13 protein-coding genes are annotated in these 19,789 nt (G+C 49.8%); all 13 read left to right on the top strand.

Annotation, left to right across the window (positions count from 1 at the left end; translation table 11 throughout):
• Positions 1-288: 288 nt before the first annotated feature.
• The 13 genes from dpaL to SPSPH_RS17490 all read left to right on the top strand — a co-directional run bounded on the left by dpaL (position 289) and on the right by SPSPH_RS17490 (position 19,778).
• Positions 289-1,497, top strand: a complete 1,209-nt coding sequence (gene dpaL, locus SPSPH_RS17550) for a diaminopropionate ammonia-lyase (protein WP_075756965.1) — start codon at positions 289-291, stop codon at positions 1,495-1,497.
• Between the two features lie 34 nt (positions 1,498-1,531).
• Positions 1,532-2,722 carry a YgeY family selenium metabolism-linked hydrolase gene (locus SPSPH_RS17545; RefSeq protein ID WP_075756966.1) on the top strand — a complete coding sequence of 397 codons (1,191 nt, stop codon included), beginning with the start codon at positions 1,532-1,534 and terminating at the stop codon, positions 2,720-2,722.
• A gap of 8 nt (positions 2,723-2,730) precedes the next feature.
• The gene (locus SPSPH_RS17540; RefSeq protein WP_075756967.1) at positions 2,731-4,314 is read left to right on the top strand and encodes an N-acyl-D-amino-acid deacylase family protein; all 1,584 of its coding nucleotides are present in this window, start codon (positions 2,731-2,733) and stop codon (positions 4,312-4,314) included.
• A 44-nt stretch (positions 4,315-4,358) separates the two neighbouring features.
• Complete coding sequence (locus SPSPH_RS17535; RefSeq protein ID WP_083945648.1) at positions 4,359-5,711, top strand: nucleobase:cation symporter-2 family protein; 1,353 nt, start codon at positions 4,359-4,361, stop codon at positions 5,709-5,711.
• 25 nt (positions 5,712-5,736) lie between these two features.
• Entirely contained in the window at positions 5,737-7,122 is a 1,386-nt protein-coding gene (gene hydA, locus SPSPH_RS17530; RefSeq protein WP_075756968.1) for a dihydropyrimidinase, read from the top strand.
• A 3-nt stretch (positions 7,123-7,125) separates the two neighbouring features.
• The gene (gene xdh / locus SPSPH_RS17525; RefSeq protein WP_075756969.1) at positions 7,126-9,681 is read left to right on the top strand and encodes a selenium-dependent xanthine dehydrogenase; all 2,556 of its coding nucleotides are present in this window, start codon (positions 7,126-7,128) and stop codon (positions 9,679-9,681) included.
• A gap of 52 nt (positions 9,682-9,733) precedes the next feature.
• Positions 9,734-10,111 (top strand): RidA family protein, encoded by a 378-nt coding sequence (locus SPSPH_RS17520; RefSeq protein WP_075756970.1) that lies wholly within the window; start codon positions 9,734-9,736, stop codon positions 10,109-10,111.
• Between the two features lie 87 nt (positions 10,112-10,198).
• Entirely contained in the window at positions 10,199-13,309 is a 3,111-nt protein-coding gene (ygfK, locus tag SPSPH_RS17515; protein WP_075756971.1) for a putative selenate reductase subunit YgfK, read from the top strand.
• 12 nt (positions 13,310-13,321) lie between these two features.
• On the top strand, positions 13,322-14,653 hold the full coding sequence (ssnA, locus tag SPSPH_RS17510) for a putative aminohydrolase SsnA (protein ID WP_075756972.1): 1,332 nt from the start codon (positions 13,322-13,324) through the stop codon (positions 14,651-14,653).
• 408 nt (positions 14,654-15,061) lie between these two features.
• Positions 15,062-15,730 carry a class I SAM-dependent methyltransferase gene (locus tag SPSPH_RS17505; protein WP_075756973.1) on the top strand — a complete coding sequence of 223 codons (669 nt, stop codon included), beginning with the start codon at positions 15,062-15,064 and terminating at the stop codon, positions 15,728-15,730.
• A 379-nt stretch (positions 15,731-16,109) separates the two neighbouring features.
• Positions 16,110-17,399, top strand: coding sequence for an amidohydrolase family protein (locus tag SPSPH_RS17500; protein WP_075756974.1), 1,290 nt, complete (start codon positions 16,110-16,112; stop codon positions 17,397-17,399).
• Positions 17,400-17,880: 481 nt separating this feature from the next.
• The gene (locus SPSPH_RS17495; RefSeq protein ID WP_075756975.1) at positions 17,881-18,471 is read left to right on the top strand and encodes an amino acid synthesis family protein; all 591 of its coding nucleotides are present in this window, start codon (positions 17,881-17,883) and stop codon (positions 18,469-18,471) included.
• A 155-nt stretch (positions 18,472-18,626) separates the two neighbouring features.
• Complete coding sequence (locus tag SPSPH_RS17490; RefSeq protein ID WP_075756976.1) at positions 18,627-19,778, top strand: amidohydrolase family protein; 1,152 nt, start codon at positions 18,627-18,629, stop codon at positions 19,776-19,778.
• Positions 19,779-19,789: the final 11 nt, after the last annotated feature.

Genomic DNA, 19,789 nt, shown 5'->3' with positions numbered 1-19,789 from the left:
AACCATTATCAAAATGATATTTTTTATCATTTTGATAATGGTTTGTTCGCTGTTGTGCCAGGAAAAGAAGATGGCAAAGGCTAATTTACTGTGTCATTGCGGTAAAAGTATGGGATATTTTCCAAGGGCCTGCAGGGTGCCAACAGGCTTAAACGGCGGGAATTTATTGTGTTAATTTATGATGGATAAAAAAAATCCAATCTAATCATGCTAACAACAGGAAGAATTGGCATAAAATTTGCAATTAATGTTAGCCAGAAGCATGTGAAAGAGGTGTAATTTACAGACATGGAAACTAAAATTAAATGGGCAGCTAATACCAGGCTGGGAGGCAAGGCTTCCACCCATTTTCTAAGTCAGCAGGAAATTGAGAAGGTCAAAAAATTTCATCAGAGCTTTCCCGAATACAGCCGTACTCCGCTCCGCAATCTGAGCAATTTGGCTAAATACCTGGGGGTAGCCGGTGTTTATGTTAAAGACGAATCTTACCGGTTCGGCCTAAATGCGTTTAAAGTACTGGGAGGCTCCTTCGCGATGGCTAAGTATCTGGCACAGCGTTTGGGTAAGGATATCGCCGACCTGGATTATGCCACCCTGACTTCTGATGCCGTGCGGGCTCAGTTGGGAGAAATTACTTTTGTTACCGCCACCGACGGCAATCATGGCCGGGGTGTGGCCTGGACTGCCAACCGGCTCAAGCAAAAATCAGTGGTGTTTATGCCCAAAGGCTCCTCGCTTACCCGTCTGGAAAACATCCGGGCCGAAGGTGCGGAGGCGTCTATTATTGAAGGCAACTATGATGATGCCGTGCGTTTGGCTGCTGAAAATGCCGAGAAATACGGCTGGGTGGTAGTACAAGACACCGCCTGGGACGGCTATGAAGAAATTCCTGCCTGGATTATGCAGGGGTATGGCACTATGGCCGCGGAAGCAGATGAACAGCTGGCCGAATATGGGGTTGCGCAACCTACCCATGTATTTTCTCAAGCCGGCGTAGGTTCACTGGCAGGTGCCGTACAGGGATATTTTGCTGAGAAATATGGCGCAGATTATCCAACCACTGTTATTGTCGAACCCGACCTGGCCGATTGTTTGTATAAATCCGTGCTGGCTAATGACGGCAAACCGCATGCGGTAACCGGCGATATGCCGACAATTATGGCCGGTCTGGCTTGTGGGGAACCTAATACCATCAGTTGGGAAATACTCAGAGATTACAGCCATATGTTCTTCTCCTGTCCTGACTGGGTAGCCGCTAAAGGCATGCGTTTGCTAGGCAATCCGCTTGCCGGCGACGATAAAATAATCTCCGGCGAATCAGGTGCAGTACCGGCAGGCCTGTTGGCCCAGCTGCTGCTTTGCCCCTGCCTGGCGGAAGCCAAGGCCAAACTTGGTCTTAACGAAAAATCGCAAGTTCTCTTGATTAGCACCGAGGGGGACACCGACCCGGACAAATATCGCAGCATTGTTTGGGATGGCGAGTATCCAAGCTTTTAGGGAGCCGTTATATATTAAGAATGGAGTGATAATCATGATGACCAAAGAAAGAGAAAATGTCCTGGTGGCATTATGCCAGGAATTGATCCGTCAGCAAAGTTATTCAGGTGAAGAAGATAAAGTAGTTAACAGTATTGAGCATGCATTTAAAGAGCTGGGTTTCGATGATTGGACTGTCGATGATTACGGCAATGTAATCGGTCATATTAAAGGCAGCAAGCCTGGTAAAAAAATCTTGTTTGACGGTCATATCGACACCGTACCTGTTCCTGATGACTCCAAATGGCAGCATGCTCCCTTTGCCGGTGAGATTGCCGATGGCCGGATCTATGGCCGGGGCGCGTCCGATATGAAGGGGTCTGTCAGTGCCATGATTGCCGCCGCTGCCTTCTTTGCCCAGGACACCAAGCGCAATTTTGCCGGTGATATCTATGTGGCAGGCGTCGTTCACGAAGAAATATTTGAAGGTGTTTCCGCCCGCTTGATCAGCAAAAATGTAAATCCTGATTATGTGGTTATTGGCGAAGCCTCTGAGCTTAACCTCAAACGGGGGCAGCGCGGCCGGGCCGAAATTGTGGTGGAAACCTTCGGTAAACCCGCCCATTCAGCCAATCCCGACAAAGGCATCAACGCCGTATATAAAATGGCCGGACTCATTGAACGTATCCGCGGGCTTGAGACTACTTCCATGCCGGTTCTGGGCAAAGGCATCCTCGAACTGACTGATATCAAATCCAGCCCATACCCTGGCGCTTCGGTTGTACCTGACCACTGCCGCGCCACCTATGACCGTCGCCTGCTGGTTGGCGAGACCAGAGAATCTGTCATTGCCCCCATTCAAGAGCTCATTGCCAAGATGGAGCAGGAAGACCCTGAGTTTAAAGCCAAAGTTTCCTATGCCGTGGGTGTAGAAAAATGCCATACCGGAGAAATTATTGAAGGCGAACGTTTCTTCCCCGGCTGGTTGTATGACGAGCAAGACGAATTTGTTCAAGCTGCCTACAAAGGATTGAAAGAGGCCGGCATTAACCCTGAAATCACTCAGTATTCCTTCTGCACTAACGGCAGCCACTATGCTGGCGAAAGAGGGATAAAAACCATTGGTTTCGGTCCGTCCAGAGAGAATCTGGCCCACACTATTGACGAGTATATTGAAATTGAACAGCTGGTTAAAGGGGCCGAAGGCTTTTATGGCATCATGAAATCAGTATTAAAGCCAGAGTAGGTGAAAACATGCGAATACTTATAAAAAACGGTATGGTCGTTGACGGCACAGGCGCAAAAGCCTTTGCCGCCAGCGTAGCCATTGAGGGTGAAAAAATTACCGCCATCGGTCAAATCCCGGAGCAGCCGGGCGACAAAGTGATTGATGCTGCCGGTTTGGTAGTTGCCCCCGGTTTTATTGATACCCACAGCCACTCAGACTTAAAAGTGCTGGTGGACCCTTATGTTGAACCTAAAATCCGCCAGGGTGTCACCACCGAGGTGCTTGGCCAGGATGGCATATCTATGGCGCCGCTGCCTAAGCAGTATATCAGTCCCTGGCGCAAGAACCTGGCCGGACTTGACGGTGACAGTGACGACATCGACTGGACCTATGAAACCACAGCAGGCTATCTGGCACTCATGGAGCGCCAGGGGGTTGGTCTAAACCAAAGCTATTTGGTGCCCCATGGCAATATCCGCATGGAGGCCATCGGTCTTGGCAACTGTCAGCCCAACGCCGAAGAAGTCAAAACAATGTGCGCTATCACCAGACGGGAAATGGAAGCAGGAGCCTATGGCTTATCAACCGGTCTTATCTATATGCCTTGCGCCTATTCCGAGACTCAGGAAATTATTGAAATGTGCAAAGTGGTGGCCGAGTATGACGGTGTGTTTGTGGTTCATCAGCGCAGCGAAGCCGACACCATCCTTACTTCGATGGAAGAGGTTATTGAGGTGGGCCGCCAGTCAGGCGTAAAAATTCATTTCTCTCATTTTAAAGTGTGCGGCAAAAAGAACTGGCAGTATATTGACCAGGTCATTGAACTTCTGGAGCAGGCACAGGCCGAAGGCATCCGGGTATCGTTCGACCAGTATCCGTATGTGGCAGGCAGCACCATGCTGGGCGTTATTTTACCGCCCTGGGTGCATGACGGCGGCACTGACAAATTATTGGAACGCTTGCAGGACGCTGAGCTCAGACAAAAAATGATTTATGATATGGAACACGGAATACCCGGCTGGGATAATTTTGTTGATTTTGCCGGCCTTGATCAGATTTTTGTTACCAGTGTCAAAACCGCTGCCAATCAGGACCTTGTAGGAAAAAATCTGGTTGAGATTGGCAAAATCCGTGGTAAAGATCCATATCAGGCTACTTTTGACCTCTTATATCAGGAAGAAAATGCTGTGGGCATGGTAGATTTTTATGGTAAGGAAGAACATGTCATCCGTTTCCTGACCCGTCCTGAACAAAATGTCTGCACAGACGGCCTGCTGGCCGGCAAGCCCCATCCCCGCGTGTTTGGCTCTTTCCCGCGGGTTTTAGGCAAATATGTACGCGAGGAACAGGCGTTGCCGTTAGAAGCGGCTATCCACAAAATGACCGCAAAGCCCGCAGAGGTTTTTGGCTTTACCGGCCGGGGCCGCCTGATGGCGGACTATTACGCCGATATTGTCGTATTTAATCCGGAAACAGTAAACGATCAGGGCACATATATAGATCCTGTCCAGTATCCGGTAGGCATTGAGCATGTTCTCATCAACGGCAAGCAAGTGATTGAGAACGGGCAATACCATAAAGTGCTGGCAGGGAAAGTACTTCGCAAGTAAATGCGGCGCATTAAAATTGCGAATATTTAAAATGAGGTGTAAATATGGAAAATAAAGTAGCTCCAGTTGATGAAATGCTACCAAAAGGCCAGTTGTTTACTTATGGATTGCAGCATGTTATGGCCATGTACGCCGGTGCTGTCGCAGTACCGCTTATTATCGCCAATGCATTAAACCTGCCGCGTGAACAAGTAATTTATCTCATTCAATGCGACTTGCTGGTGGGTGGGATTGCTACTCTGATCCAGGCGCTGGGCTTTCTCAATATGGGGATTAAAAGCCCGATTATGCAGGGCGTATCCTTTGCCGCTGTCGCACCGATGATTCTGGTGGGGCAAACCCACGGTTTGCCGGGAATTTTTGGCGGCACGATTGCCGCCGGTTTGATCGGTTATCTGATAAGTCCCTTTTTTAGCCGGCTCATCCGCTTTTTCCCCCGGGTGGTAACAGGCACCATCATTACCCTGATTGGTGTTTCACTGCTGCCGGTTGCCGTGCGCTGGGCCGGTGGCGGCAATGCCGCCGCACCTACCTTTGGCGATTTGCCCAATATTGGCCTGGCCTTTACCGTGCTGGCCATTGTTATTGTCCTGTACCGTATGCTCAAAGGCTTCTGGAGCAATATTGCCGTGCTTCTGGGGCTGGTAATCGGCACAATTATCGCCATTCCGCTCGGCATGACCAACTTTGCGCAGGTTTCAACAGCCTCCTGGTTCCAGCTTGTTACCCCGCTTGCCTTTGGTATGCCGATCTTTGATATAACCGCCATTGTTGCCATGACCCTGGCGTTCCTGGTCATCATGACCGAGACCACCGGCGACATTATTGCCGTGGGCGAGATTGTCGACAAACCGGTCACGCGCGATGATTTGACCCGCGGTTTGCGCGCCGACTCGTTTTCCACCTTGCTTGGCGGCATCATGAACACTTTCCCGCATTCGGCTTTTGCTCAAAACGTAGGCCTTTTGGCCCTGACAGGTATCAGAAGCCGCTATGTCGTAGCCGCTGCCGGCATCATCTTAGCCGCACTTGGCCTGTTCCCTAAAGCGGCCGCCATAGTTGCCGCCATCCCTAATCCGGTGCTTGGCGGTGCGGGTATTGCCATGTTTGGTATGGTAGCCACCAGCGGTATCCGTACCCTGGCGAAAGTTAAGTTTGAAGGCAATCACAATGCCATGATTGTAGCCATTAGTTTGGGAGTCGGTCTTATCCCGCTGGCTGCTCCGACTTTCTATCATAAACTGCCGCAATTTGCCCAGTTAATTCTGCACAGCGGCATTACGGCCGGCAGCATTGCCGCCATCGCGCTCAACCTCTTCTTTAATGAACTTGGTACCAAAACTGCTGATGCTGAGCCTGTTGACTCGGAAACGGAATTCAGCAATGACCATAGCTAATTACGGGAAAGGGGAGTAAGTAGATATGGGAATTGTGCTCAGAGGCGGAACAGTCATTACCGCCGATAGTGAGTACCTGGCCGATGTCCGGATTGAAGGCAGCACGGTCAGTACCGTCGGTCAAGGCCTTGTCCGGTCCGGTGATACCGTGATCGACGCAGCTGGCTGTTATCTGCTGCCAGGTGGTATTGACCCGCATACTCATTTCGATTTGGATGTCGGCAGCACCAGGACCGCCGACGACTTTGCCAGCGGTACGCAAGCAGCCATCGCCGGCGGTACAACGACAATAATCGATTATGCTGCCCAAGCGCGGGGCGGAACACTGCACGCCGCACTTGCCGAGTGGCATGCAAAAGCTGACGGGAATTGTTATGCCGACTATGGATTTCACATGGGCATTACCGACTACAATCCTGCTGTTGCCGACGAAATGTCGCAAATGGTTGCTGCCGGTGTGACCTCATTTAAAATGTATCTGGCCTATAAGAGCTTAAAGGTTGATGACAAAACTGTCTTCCAGGCTTTACGGCGCAGCCGCGAAATCGGGGCGCTGGTGGGGTTTCACTGCGAAAACGGTGATGCTATCGACATGCTGGTGCAAGAAGCCATCGAAGCCGGTAATACTTCTCCCCGCTATCATGCCCTGACAAGACCGGCAATCGCCGAAGCGGAAGCCACTAACCGGGTTATTGCCCTGGCTGAAATGGCCGGCGCACCGGTATTTATTGTTCACCTTACTTGTAAGGGAGCATTAGAAGCTGTTATCAGAGCCAAATCCCGGGGCATCGCCGTGTATACCGAGACTTGTCCGCAGTATCTGCTGTTAGATGAGTCCTGTTATGCCGCCGACGGTTTTGAGGCTGCCAAATATGTTATGTCGCCGCCGCTGCGTACACTTACCGACCAGGCTGCACTATGGAACGGATTATCTGCCGGATTCTTTGATTGTCTGGCCACCGACCACTGCTCGTTTAACTACCAGAGACAAAAAGAGCTGGGACGACAGGATTTCAGCAAAATTCCCAACGGTGGCCCGGGTGTGGAACACCGGCTGGCGCTTATCTACACCTATGGCGTATTGACTGGTAAAATCACCCTGCAGCAAATGGTCGCACTTACCTCGACCAATGCTGCCAAACTGTTTGGCCTGTTTCCCAGGAAAGGAACCATTGCCCCCGGCAGTGATGCCGACATCGTGGTTTGGAATCCTGATGCGTCCTCAGTGATTACCGCCGCTGCCCAGACGCAGCGGGTGGATTATACCCCTTATGAAGGGTGGCGGCAGCGTGGCAGAGCCGAATATGTATTTCTGCGAGGCCGCGAAGTGGCAAAAGGCGGCACCATCCGCCAAGAGGCGCTGGGAGAATATCTTAGCCGCAAACCTTTCCCGATCAGAAGGGAGGATTAATTTATGTATACTTTTAGGCTTAACGGCCAGGAAACAACCGTTGACCAGGATATAAACCTAATGGAATACCTCAGAGATTACGCCCGGCTTACTTCGGTAAAAAACGGCTGTGGCGAAGGCGCCTGCGGCGCGTGCATGGTACTGCTTGACGGTAAAGCCATGCGGGCCTGTATTTTGACCACAGCTAAAACCAACGGCAAAACCCTGCTGACAGTCGAGGGCTTGTCGGAGAAGGAAAAAAATATCTACAGCTGGGCGTTCGCGACCGCCGGTGCGGTCCAATGCGGTTTCTGCATTCCGGGAATGGTCATCAGCGCCAAGGGGCTGCTGGACAAAGTGCCTGACCCGAGCCGCGCCGAAGTTAAAAAGGCGCTGCATAGCAACCTGTGCCGCTGTACCGGGTATGTAAAAATCGAACAGGCGGTGTTGATGGCTGCCAAAGCCCTGCGTGAAGGCTTTGAGCCGCCGGCCAGCACCGCCTACCGGGTGGGCGATAGAATGCTGCGGGTGGATGCCAAGGAAAAAGTGCTGGGTACTGCCGAGTATATTGACGACATGTATCTTGACGGTATGCTGCACGCCGCCATCTTACGCGCCCCCCGGGCCCGGGCATTAATTAAAAAAATCGATATTTCGGCGGCACTAGCCTTGCCGGGTGTGGAAGCCGTCATTACCGCAAAGGATATTCCCGGCCGCCGCGAACAGGGCCACATCATTCCCGACTGGCCGGCCTTTATTGCCGAAGGCGAAGAAACCCGCTATATTGGCGACGCGCTGGCCGCTGTGGCCGCCACCAGCAAAACAATAGCCCAGGAAGCTGTTAAGCTGATCAAACTGGACTATGAAGAACTGAAACCGCTGACTTCGCCGCGGGAAGCTCTGGCTGAGGATGCACCCAGGATTCATGCCAAGGGCAACCTGCTGGCCAAAACCGTGCTTACACGCGGCAATGTCGATGAAGCTATTGCCAAAGCCCAATATGTGGTAACCCAGCGGTATACCACGCCGGCAACCGAGCATGCCTTTCTGGAGCCGGAAAGCTCTGTTGCTGTGCCTAACGCCGACGGTACCCTGACAGTATATGCCGGCGGACAGAATGTTTACGACGATCACCATGGTATTGTTTCCCTGCTGGGTGTCGGGGACAGTCAGGTGCGGGTCATGGCTAAGATGATCGGCGGCGGCTTCGGCGGCAAAGAGGATTTGTCCGTACAGCACCATGCGGCGCTGCTGGCCTGGCATACCAAGAAACCGGTGAAAAATACCTTAAGCAGACAGGAAAGCATTAATGTGCATCCCAAGCGTCATGCCGCAGAAATGACTTTCACGACAGCTTGTGATGAAAATGGCATACTTACCGCCATGAAAGCCGAGATTATTGCCGATACCGGCGCTTACGCCTCCTTAGGCGGACCTGTGCTGCAGCGGGCCTGCACCCATGCCGCCGGGCCATACATAATCGAAAATGTCGACATTGTCGGCTTGGGCGTATATACCAACAACCCGCCTGCCGGCGCTTTTCGCGGCTTTGGCGTAACCCAGTCCTGCTTCGCCATGGAATGCAATATCAATATGCTGGCCGAAAAAGTCGGGATTTCTCAGTGGGAAATTCGCTGGCGTAATGCCATTGAACCAGGCAAGGTACTTCCCAATGGTCAGATTGCCGACGACAGCACGGCGCTGAAAGAGACTCTGCTGGCTGTTAAAGAAGTCTTTGAATCCAGTCCGTATGCCGGGCTGGCCTGTGCCATGAAAAATGCCGGCATTGGTGTTGGCCTGCCGGACATTGGCCGGGCTAAAATCAGAATCGAAAATGGTAAAGCTGTCATCCTGACAGGCGCCAGCTGTATCGGACAGGGGCTGATTACCGTCATGACCCAGATTGCCTGCGAGACAACCGGCCTGGACGACGAGCTGTTTACCTATATTATGCCGGACACGTATTTGACTCCCAATGCCGGCACCACCACTGCCTCCCGCCAGACGGTATTTACCGGTGAAGCCGTACGGCAAGCGTCCCTGCTCTTTAAGGAAGCTCTGGCAGCGGCAACCCTGGCAGAACTGGAAGGCAGGGAGTTTTATGGAGAATTTTCCGGCATTACCGATCCCATGGGCTCAGATAAGCCCAATCCGGTCAGTCACGTAGCCTACGGCTATGCCAGTCAGGTGGTTATTTTGGATGACGAGGGCAAGCTGGTGAAAGTGGTGGCCGCCCATGATGTCGGCAAACCCATTAACCCGACAGGTGTTGAAGGCCAGATTGAAGGCGGTGTTGTTATGGGACTGGGTTATGCCCTGACCGAAGACTTCCCGCTCAAAGACGGCGTGCCGATGATCAAATATGGCACACTTGGCCTGTTCCGCGCCGGCAATGTGCCGGAAATTGAGAACATAATCATCGGCAAAAATGAAGCCGAATTAGCCTATGGTTCCAAAGGCGTAGGGGAAATCACCACAATTCCGACAGCCCCGGCGGTTGCTGCCGCCTATTACCGCAAGGACGGCAAACTCCGCCCCGATCTGCCGCTGGCAGACACTCCCTACAGCCGCAAAAAATAAATTGCGCAACACAACTACTATATAACCTAAATCTTAAGGAGGTAATTTTACTATGAAAAAAGTTGTTAACACTGAGAAAGCACCGGCCGCCATCGGCCCCTATTCCCAAGCTATTAAAGCCAACGGTTTGATTTTTGTCTCCGGCCAGCTCCCGGTTAATCCGGCGGATGGCAGCATTCCCGCCGATGTGGAAGCCCAGGCGAAACAATCCCTGGAAAATGTGGCTGCCATCTTAGCCAGCGAAGGTCTTACTACCGACGATGTGGTTAAAACCACTGTGTTTATCAAGAATATGAATGATTTTGCCGCTATTAACGGTGTATACGCCCAATATTTCACCAAAGATTTCCCGGCCCGTGCCTGCGTGGAAGTGGCGCGTTTGCCGAAAGATGTGCTGGTGGAAGTAGAAGCCATCGCCTTGTGCAAATAAGGATAGAGCCCTACTGTTGACAGCAAGGTTGCCGCGTAACAGCGCGGCAATCTTACCCCGCCATATTATTATTAGGAGGAATCATACATGGGAGATTTAATGAGACCTGTCCCCTTGAAGGAGCTTGTTGCCCGGATTTTTGAAGAATATGCGGCCGAGCGCGCGGTTTTCGGACTGCCAGCCAGCCAGTTTTTCCAAAAAGATAATAATAAAACCTTCTCGCTCTTTGGTGAAACCATTGAAACCGCAGTAGGACCTGCAGCCGGCCCGCACACCCAGCTGGCCCAAAATATTGTTACTTCCTACCTTGCCGGTGCTAGGTTCATTGAGCTAAAAACCGTGCAGGAGCATGAACCGCCGGTTGCCAAACCGTGCATTGATGCCGATGATGAGGGGTTTAACACCGAGTGGTCCAGTGAGTATCCTGTGGAAAAAGCCTACGAAGAATATATTAAGGCCTGGGTATTGCTGCATCTGGTGGAGGAGGCTTTTGGACTTGCCAAAAGCGGCAAACGCTCCTTTATTTTTAACATGAGTGCAGGCTATAACCTGGAAGGCATTCAATCACCGCGTATGGACGCCTATCTTACCGATATGCGGGACGCTTCCCGGCATCCGTACTTCAAGCAATGTTTAGCCGAGATCGGCGAACTGATTGCCGACGGCAGTTTCTTAAAAGGCACCGGCTTTGAGTTCCGCCTGCCGGCACTGCAGGGCTTGCCTGAGCGCATTTCCCCCAATGTCTGTCAGTCCATTACCTTATCGACAATGCATGGCTGCCCGCCTGCGGAAATTGAGCGGATTTGCGTATATATGCTGACTGACAAGAAAATTGATATGTACGTAAAACTCAACCCCACCCTTTTAACCTATAAAGGTGTCCGGAACATATTGGACAGCATCGGCTTTGATTATGTTGAACTGTCGGAAGAAGCCTTTGATCATGACCTGCAATACACCGACGCTGTCCCGATGCTCAAAAGACTGAAAAAAATCGCTGCCGACAATAACCGTTTCTTCGGTGTTAAGCTGACCAATACCTTGGGTTCGGTCAACTTCAAGGGCAAACTGCCGGGCGGCGAAATGTACATGTCAGGCCGTGCCCTCTTCCCGCTGGCCATTAATCTGGCCGCCAAAATATCGGCCGAGTTTGACGGACAGATGCCTATCTCCTTCTCCGGCGGCATTACCGAACACAATGTGCGCGATGTATTTGCCACCGGTATTAAACCGGTAACTCTGGCGACAGAGGTGCTCAAACCCGGCGGCTATGCCCGGATGGCAGCCATTACCGCCAGTCTGGAGACGGAAAAAGGCTGGGAATTGGACAACATTGACGTAGCAAAGCTGAAAGATTTGGCAGTCAAAGCTTTGACTGCCGACTACTCGCAAAAACAGTACCGCGGCTATACCAAAGTCTTTATTAATAAAGAGCTGCCGCTGTTTGACTGCTATGCCGCGCCCTGTAAAACGGCTTGTCCCATCAACCAGGATGTACCGGAATACATCCGGCTGGTAGGAGAAAAACGCTATACCGAAGCACTGACGCTCATTTATGACAAGAATGCGCTGCCCGGCATCACCGGCGCAATCTGCGACCATGCCTGCCAGTACAACTGTACCCGTCTGGACTATGAAGGCTGTGTGCGCATCCGCGAGGTTAAGCGACTGGCTGCAGAGCAAGGCTGGGAAGAATACCGCAAAAACTATGCAATGCCCAAAACGAAAAATGGGGTAAAGGTGGCTGTTATGGGCGCAGGCCCGGCAGGACTGGCCTCCGCGTTTTTCCTGGCCCGCCAGGGCTTTAGCGTAACCGTGTATGAAACCCGTGAAAGTGCCGGCGGCACGGTGAAGCATGTGATTCCTCATTACCGCATCAGCCGTGACACCATTGAGCAGGATATCGACTTTATCAAAGAGCATGGGGTGGAATTTGTCTTTAACTCCAGCCCTGAGCTTACGCCGGCCCAGCTCAAAAAACAAGGCTACGACTATGTTATTGTTGCTGTAGGCGCAGGCGCCGACAAACCCTTCCAGCTTAAAGCCGAAGGCGACAAAAAGCCGCAGATCATTACGGCGCTGAATTTCCTGGCCCAGTTTAACAAAGATGCAGCCGCTCTTGATTTAGGCAAAACCGTTGTGACAATTGGCGCCGGCAATACGGCCATGGATGCCAGCCGCACCGCCTTGCGGATCGCAGGGGTGAAAACCAGCTCCATCGTCTATCGCCGATCCATTAATGAAATGCCTGCCGACCATGCCGAATACAACCTGGCTGTAGCTGACAACGTCGATTTTAACTTCCTGGTTAATCCGGAAAAAATCGATGCCCAGGGCAACCTGGTCTGCCAGGTCATGAAGCTGGGTAAAGCTGATGCCAGCGGCCGCCGCCAGCCTGAACCCACCGGCGAATTCAAAGTCTTTACAGCCGATACCATCATCATTTCTATTGGCGAAGACATCAATACCGCTTTGCTTGCCAAACTGGGCATTACCAGCAAAGACCAGCACCAGACAAACATGGAGAAGGTATATCTGGCCGGTGACGCCCGCCAGGGTGCTTCCTCCATCGTAAGATGCATAGCTGACGGCCGTAAGGTAGCTGATGCCATCTGCAAGCAGGAAAATATTGAACCGGCACCCAATGCCGGCAAACAAGGCAAAGCCAGCTGTGAACAAGCCAAAGCTATTGCCGCCAAGAAATTCGGACTGACCTATCCTTCAGACCTGCCGGCCGAAGGCCCGGGCAAGGTGGATCCGGCGACAGGCGACAGGGAATTCAATCGCTGCGTCGAGTGTAACTATATCTGCAACAAGTGTGTCGAGGTTTGCCCCAACCGTGCTAACCTGGCGGTTCGCATCGATAATGGTTTTACTAACTACAGCCAAATTGTCCATCTGGATGCCTTCTGTAACGAATGCGGCAACTGCGGCGGCTTCTGCCCGTGGGACGGCCGTCCGTACACGGACAAAATCACAGTATTCAGCCGCCGGGATGACTTTGACCACAGCGAAAACAACGGCTTCCTGGCAGACGGCAATACGGTAACCGTTCGCGCCAACGGCCAGGTTACCGAGCACAAACTGGAAAACAACCAGCTCAAAGCAACAGGCAACGACACCTTTGACCATATGGCCCAGGTATTTAATTACCTGTATACTAACCGGCCGGCGCTGTTCGGCCGCGTAGACGAATAAGGGGGGACAATTGTGCTAGTATTAAAAAACGCCACAGTTGTTGAATTTCATCCGGCTTCTATTCAAGCCGGTGTAGATATCGTCATCGACGGCAGCAAGATTGCTGCCGTCGGCGTGGGAGCCGCTGCCAAATATCAGGCCGCCCGGGTGCTTGATATGCAAGGCAAGCTGGTTATGCCAGGCATTGTTTGCAGCCACAATCATTTTTACTCCGGGCTGTCCCGGGGAATTACCGCCAATATCGCTCCCAGCCCCGACTTTGTTTCGGTGCTCAAAAACCTCTGGTGGCGGCTGGACCTGGCCATTGATGAGGAAATCCTCTATTACAGCGGGATGGTTTGCTCGCTGGAAGCCATCCGCTGCGGCACCACTGCCGTTATTGACCATCATGCCTCGCCGGCCTTTCTCAAAGGCTCATTGAAAACACTTAAAAAAGCCTTTGAAGAAACCGGTCTGCGCGGTATTACCTGCTATGAAACCACCGACCGCAACGACGGCCTGAAAGAAGTGGAAGCCGGCGTTCAGGAAAATGTCGATTTTGCCAAGCTGTGCGAAAGTGACAAGCAGGCAACCAGCGGCAACCACCTGGTAGAAGCCATGATTGGCGGTCATGCCCCTGTTACCATGCCTGACAGCGCCCTCAAATTAATGGCCGATGCCGTGCGGGAAACCGGACGCGGTGTTCACGTCCATGTCGCTGAGGACCGTTATGACGTCTCCCACAGCCACCATATGTATGGCAAGGATGTCATTGTCCGGCTCAATGATGCCGGGCTGATTAACGACAAGGCGCTGCTGGTGCATGGCGTATACCTGTCAGATGCGGATATTGAAATCATTAACGCCAAAGACGCTTTTCTGGCTCACAACGCCCGCTCCAACATGAACAATAATGTTGGCTACAGTACCAAACTGCCTATGTACAAAAACCTGGTACTGGGAACTGACGGCATGGGCAGCGATATGTGGGAAGAAATGAAATTTGCTTTCTTCAAGCATAAAGATGCTGCCGGTCCCCTGTGGCCTGACAGTTACCTGAAGTTCCTGTTTAACGGCAACGAGCTGTTGAAGCGTTATTTCGCTGCCGACTTTGGCCGTGTTGCTCCCGGTTACAAAGCCGATTTGACGGTGCTTGACTACCAGTCGCCCACCCCGCTTGTGCCTGGCAACATTGGCGGACACATTGCCTTTGGCATGGACTCCCGTGATGTAACCACCGTTATTATCAACGGCAAGGTGGTATTGGAAAACAGACAGTTTGCTTTTGATGTCAGTCCGATTTATGCCAACGCCCGTAAGGCCGCCCAGCGTCTGTGGGACAATATGGATAAACTGCCCCAATAGCTTATCAGGTTGATGAATTCCTATAAATTGCTTCAAGCTTAAAACCTTTCCGAGCAGTGAGCCAGGATTTTCCGGCTCACTGTTTCGGTCTTTATATTCATTTTTGCAATACTTTTTCAACTTTTAAAAATACTACTTTAATGCATGTTTCAAGATTGTCAGGCATCATAGCTTTGCATTTTTGCAAAGCTATGATGCCTGAATTTATTATTATCAAATGAAAAACCCTTATTATATATAGTAATTTTACAAAAAAATGAATTGGCACACTACTTGCATTATTAATTAGCAAGTGCACACATAATTAAGTTCAGTCGACGGCACCGCAAGGAAAGGAAGTGTCGCCAATCTTCCTAAAAATATTGTATGTTATCGCATGTAAGAAATAAAAAAAGGAGTGGGTAATCTATGCGTGACAATAAAACCTCTCAGGCAGCAAGTGAGTATGATGCAAATGTCCACAAAACACTGCCACGGTATCATTTATTTCATACAGAAAGCCTTGATCTAGTTAAAGCCGCTATGCCAAAACCTGAGGCCTGGTTTGATACCGGCTGCGGAACAGGAACCTTTATCCTGCAAGCCCTTGAATGTTTCGGGGAGATGAAAATTGTAGCAGCAGACCCGTCAGAAGAAATGCTGAGTATGGCTAAAAAAAAGCTGGCCGATTTTCAGGTAACCTATATGCAGGCAGGCAGTGAAGAATTAGTCTGTACAGACGACTTTGATGTTGTGACCGCGATTATGTCCCATCATTATTTGCCTGAGGAACTGCGTAAACAGGCAACGAAAAATTGTTACAAGCTGCTGAAACAAGGCGGTGTTTATATTACCTTTGAAACCATTAGGCCAACAAGCAGGCTGGGAACGCAAATAGGCCTTGAACGCTGGAAAAATGCCCAATTGTTGAGTGGAAAAGATGCGACTGCAGTAGAAAAGCATATCAGCCGGTATGGAATTGAGATTTTTCCCATTACTATCCAGGAACATATTGATATTTTACAAAAAGCCGGTTTTTCGACTGCCGAAGTGTTGTGGGTTTCCTGTATGCAGGCAGGATTTTATGCCATAAAATAGTGGTTTATCGCCTGAAAAGTCCAATGCAGAAGGATAATACTACATATCTGCAGCTTTTTTAACGCTAAATGTAGAAATTTTGCGCACAGAAGGGAGAAAAGCTCGAAGAGTATTCGAGCTTTTTTTTGTTTACCATTGCCGTTTTTTGGCGGGCAATGCAAATCCTGCAAAGAATGTGTATACCGCATTACCGGATAGCAACGCTTAATGCGTAATTGACTGAATAACATTTTATTGGTTTTGTATAATATTGATGATATGGGTTAAGAGTATCTACCAGGTTAGTTTTATCAGTGATTTTTGCTGTTTATCTATATATGAAATAGCGGCAATTGTATATTTGCATTATAATTGTATTAGAAAGGATTGGTAAACATTAATGGCAGAAGGCATAAAAATCATAAAAGGTAATATCGTTTTTACTCCCAGTTTTGGTCAACTGGAAGTTTTTGAAAGTAGTTTTATACTTATCGAAGGCAAAACGGTTAAAGGAATTTATCGTGAGCTGCCGGCAGAATACACCAATATGGCTGTAACCGACTACCAAAATACATTAATCATTCCCGGCTTTGTCGATTTGCATTTCCATGCGCCGCAGTTTGCCAACAAAGGCCTTGGGCTTGATCTCGAACTTTTGCCCTGGCTGGAAAGATATACGTTTCCGGAGGAGGCGAAATATACAAATATAGCCTATGCGCAAGCGGTTTATAAGCAGGTGGTCACAGAACTTTGGAAGTGGGGCACAACCCGGGTGGCATGTTTTGGCACCATTCATAAAGCAGCAACAGCCAAACTGCTGGAGCTATTAGCACTGGCCGGTCTCGGCGGATATGTCGGCAAAGTAAATATGGATAGAAACTCGCCTGATATTCTCATTGAGACTACCGAACAATCGCTGACCGATACCGAAGACTATATCAAAGCTACTGTTGACAGGTACGAATTGGTCAAGCCAATTATAACGCCAAGGTTTGTGCCTACCTGTTCGCCGGAATTAATGACCGGTATTGCCAAACTGGCCCAAAAGTATAATTTGCCGGTCCAATCCCATTTATCGGAAAATGCCGGTGAAATTGCCTGGGTTAAAAAGCTTCACCCTGAATGTCAAAACTATGCCAGTGTATATCACCAATTCGGACTATTTGGCCAACAGCCGACCGTAATGGCTCACTGCATCTATAATGATGATGCAGAGATTGCTTTGATGGCGAAAAGCAAAGTACATGTTGCTCATTGCCCTTATTCGAATAATAACCTGGCAAGCGGGATAGCTCCCATCAGGAAGCACCTTGATAACGGTATCGCCGTAGGTTTAGGATCAGACGTAGCCGGCGGCCATGAGGTATCCATAGCCAGGGTCATGACTATGGCTATACAGGTTTCCAAGCTGAAATGGCTGGCAACCGATAAAAGCGAGAAGTTTTTTACTATACCGGAAGTATTTTACCTGGCGACAAAAGGCGGAGGAAGCTTCTTCGGCAAAGTAGGCAGCTTCGAAGCAGGCTACGAGTTTGACGCCCTGGTTATTGACGACAGCAGCCTGGAAGTCTCGGCCTGCAATCAATATTCTGTCGAAGACAGGTTAAGCAGGTTTATTTATATTGGTGATTATCACAATATTGTTGCAAGGTATGTAGCCGGCGCTAAAATTGAACAGCCGCAATTATAGCAACACCGTATTTCACATCTGTTTTTACGCTGTCTGCTGTAAACGCTGTTTTATGTAGGCCCAGCATGATATAAGTGTCATTATGCTGACGACTAGTTCCATATTGACTTGTGCCGGGCTTATCAAGATGCTGATGCGAATATATTTGATGAAAATTCCTAAACTCTTTTTCCGTTAACTTACTGAATGTGAGTTAACCTTGTAATTTAGGGTAAAAAAGACGTTATCTTTTCATTTTTGCAATAATTTTTTTGATTTTAAAAAAGACTACTTTAATGCAGGTTTAAAGATTGTCCAGGTGTCATAGTTTTGCATTTTTGCAAAACTATGACACCTGGATTTGTTGTTATCCAATGAAAAAACCTTATTATATATAGTAATTTTGTAAAAAGAATGAATTGGCACACTAATTGCATTAATAAGTAGTAAGTGTACACGTATATGTCCGGACGCGGACTTAAAAAAAAGGAGAGTGGCTAAAATGGGAGCTAACATCAAAAAGATCGTCACACAAAAGGAAACCATCTATTACGATGGCTTTAAAGGAGTGGAAAAGCCGATAACCCGGGTCGTCGTTGCTGCTGTTATTGACAATCCTTGCGCAGGTAAATATGTGGAGGATCTCTCTGAGCTTATCGCTATTGGCGAAGAGCTGGGTGGCAAGCTGGCGAAAATTGGCCTTGAGACATTACCTGGTGCAGTGGAGAACTATGCTAAGGGAGCCATTATTGGCACCAATGGTGAGTTGGAGCATGGCGGTGCCGTTCTTCATCCCAAGCTAGGCTATACCATGCGCAAGATTATTGACTTACCTTGCAGTGCCCTGATTTCCTGCAACAAAAAGGTTGCAGGCCCTGGTGCTACCATTGATATTCCGCTAATGTTCCGTGATGAGGCTGCCATCCGCAGTCATTATGACACCATTCCGAACTTTGGTATTCCAGGTGCTCCAAAAGCCGATGAGATGGTTGTTTTGATTGCCATGACTGATGGCGGCCGTCCTCATCCTCGTTTGGGCGGACTGACCATGGAAGAATATGAGAAGAGAAAAGCTGAAGCTGCTAAAAAGTAATAAGCGCAATAGTCAAACCTGGCAGGAGAGTCTAGGCATACGGGAATGACTGCAGTTGCAGGCTCTCCTTCCAATAGTCATCACATAGCTAAAGAGATAACAAAAGCACACGGATAACCTGTGCGTGAATAATTCAGAAAAAGAGGGATCGCTTTATGGCCAAAATTTTACTGAAAAATATAGGCTGCCTGTATTCCGGAGATATTAATGAGCCTGTTATTAAAGCAGACTCCATTTTGATCGAGGATGGCAAGATCATAGAGGTCGGCAATAATCTTGCATCCAGCGACGCCAAGGTGGTTGATGTAAAAGGCACCACCGTTATGCCTGGCCTGCTTGACAGTCATACCCATCCGGTTATTGGTGAGTGGACTCCCAGGCAGAATGCCATGAGTTGGATTGATCCGTATGTACGCTCCGGCGTAACAGGCCTAATCAGTGTCGGTGAGACTCATATTCCCGGAAAACCGAAAAATGCCGAGGGTATGCGTGCACTGGCTACTGTTGCCAAACAAACCTTTGACAATGTTCGTCCCGCCAAGATGAAACTATATGGCGGCGCTTATATAATGCATAAAGACGCTGCGGAAGCGGATTTTAAGAAATTTGTCGACATGGGCTGCAAATGCACCGGTGAGATTGGCCTGGGCAGTGCAATTACAGTCGAAACAGCAGGACCGATGATGAAGTGGGCCAAAGATGCCGGTTTGAAGGTCACCATACACCGTGGTGCATCCTATCTGCATGGCTCCAACACCATCGACCCCGAAACTATCATTGGGCTGCAACCTGATGTCATATGCCATGTTTCGCTGGGGAGAGTTCCGGCAGATGAGATCCACCGCTATTTTGATGAGACAAAATCCCATATTGAGATTACCCGTCCGCAACTGGGCAGCCTTGATGCAAATGCTGAGGTCATCCATTATGCCAAGAAGAAAAACGCACTGTACCGCGTAGTGTTTGGCAACGACTGCCCGTCCGGATTCGGCGTCTTCCCGCACGGTATTTGGGAGTTGGTTCTGTTTGCCTCGGTCTTCTGTGATGTAAGTGTCGGTGAAGCCATTGCCATGGCCTCAGGCAATACCGCACAGGCGTTTAATTTACAGAATACCGGTATTGTCAAGGCCGGAAACTGGGCAGACCTTGTAATTTGTGATGCGCCTGCCGGTTCTGCGCTTAAGGATGCAACGGCTGCCATTTCGGACGGCACCCTTCCGGGTATCAGCATGGTCATGATTGATGGTGAGATCGTAGCACAAGGTGCTGGCGTCAACACCGCTCCAGCCAAAAACCAAGTTTGCTAAGAACGGATTGT

Origin of the sequence: Sporomusa sphaeroides DSM 2875, assembly GCF_001941975.2 — a bacterium.
Taxonomy (GTDB): Bacteria; Bacillota; Negativicutes; order Sporomusales; family Sporomusaceae; genus Sporomusa; species Sporomusa sphaeroides.
This window is presented reverse-complemented; position numbering and strand designations above follow the sequence as displayed.

Bases quoted from the DNA above. Each gene is read 5' to 3' on its own strand.
- dpaL (WP_075756965.1), top strand. From the start codon at position 289: ATGGAAACTAAAATTAAATGGGCAGCTAATACCAGGCTGGGAGGCAAG.
- SPSPH_RS17545 (WP_075756966.1), top strand. From the start codon at position 1,532: ATGATGACCAAAGAAAGAGAAAATGTCCTGGTGGCATTATGCCAGGAA.
- SPSPH_RS17540 (WP_075756967.1), top strand. From the start codon at position 2,731: ATGCGAATACTTATAAAAAACGGTATGGTCGTTGACGGCACAGGCGCA.
- SPSPH_RS17535 (WP_083945648.1), top strand. From the start codon at position 4,359: ATGGAAAATAAAGTAGCTCCAGTTGATGAAATGCTACCAAAAGGCCAG.
- hydA (WP_075756968.1), top strand. From the start codon at position 5,737: ATGGGAATTGTGCTCAGAGGCGGAACAGTCATTACCGCCGATAGTGAG.
- xdh (WP_075756969.1), top strand. From the start codon at position 7,126: ATGTATACTTTTAGGCTTAACGGCCAGGAAACAACCGTTGACCAGGAT.
- SPSPH_RS17520 (WP_075756970.1), top strand. From the start codon at position 9,734: ATGAAAAAAGTTGTTAACACTGAGAAAGCACCGGCCGCCATCGGCCCC.
- ygfK (WP_075756971.1), top strand. From the start codon at position 10,199: ATGGGAGATTTAATGAGACCTGTCCCCTTGAAGGAGCTTGTTGCCCGG.
- SPSPH_RS17505 (WP_075756973.1), top strand. From the start codon at position 15,062: ATGCGTGACAATAAAACCTCTCAGGCAGCAAGTGAGTATGATGCAAAT.
- SPSPH_RS17500 (WP_075756974.1), top strand. From the start codon at position 16,110: ATGGCAGAAGGCATAAAAATCATAAAAGGTAATATCGTTTTTACTCCC.
- SPSPH_RS17495 (WP_075756975.1), top strand. From the start codon at position 17,881: ATGGGAGCTAACATCAAAAAGATCGTCACACAAAAGGAAACCATCTAT.
- SPSPH_RS17490 (WP_075756976.1), top strand. From the start codon at position 18,627: ATGGCCAAAATTTTACTGAAAAATATAGGCTGCCTGTATTCCGGAGAT.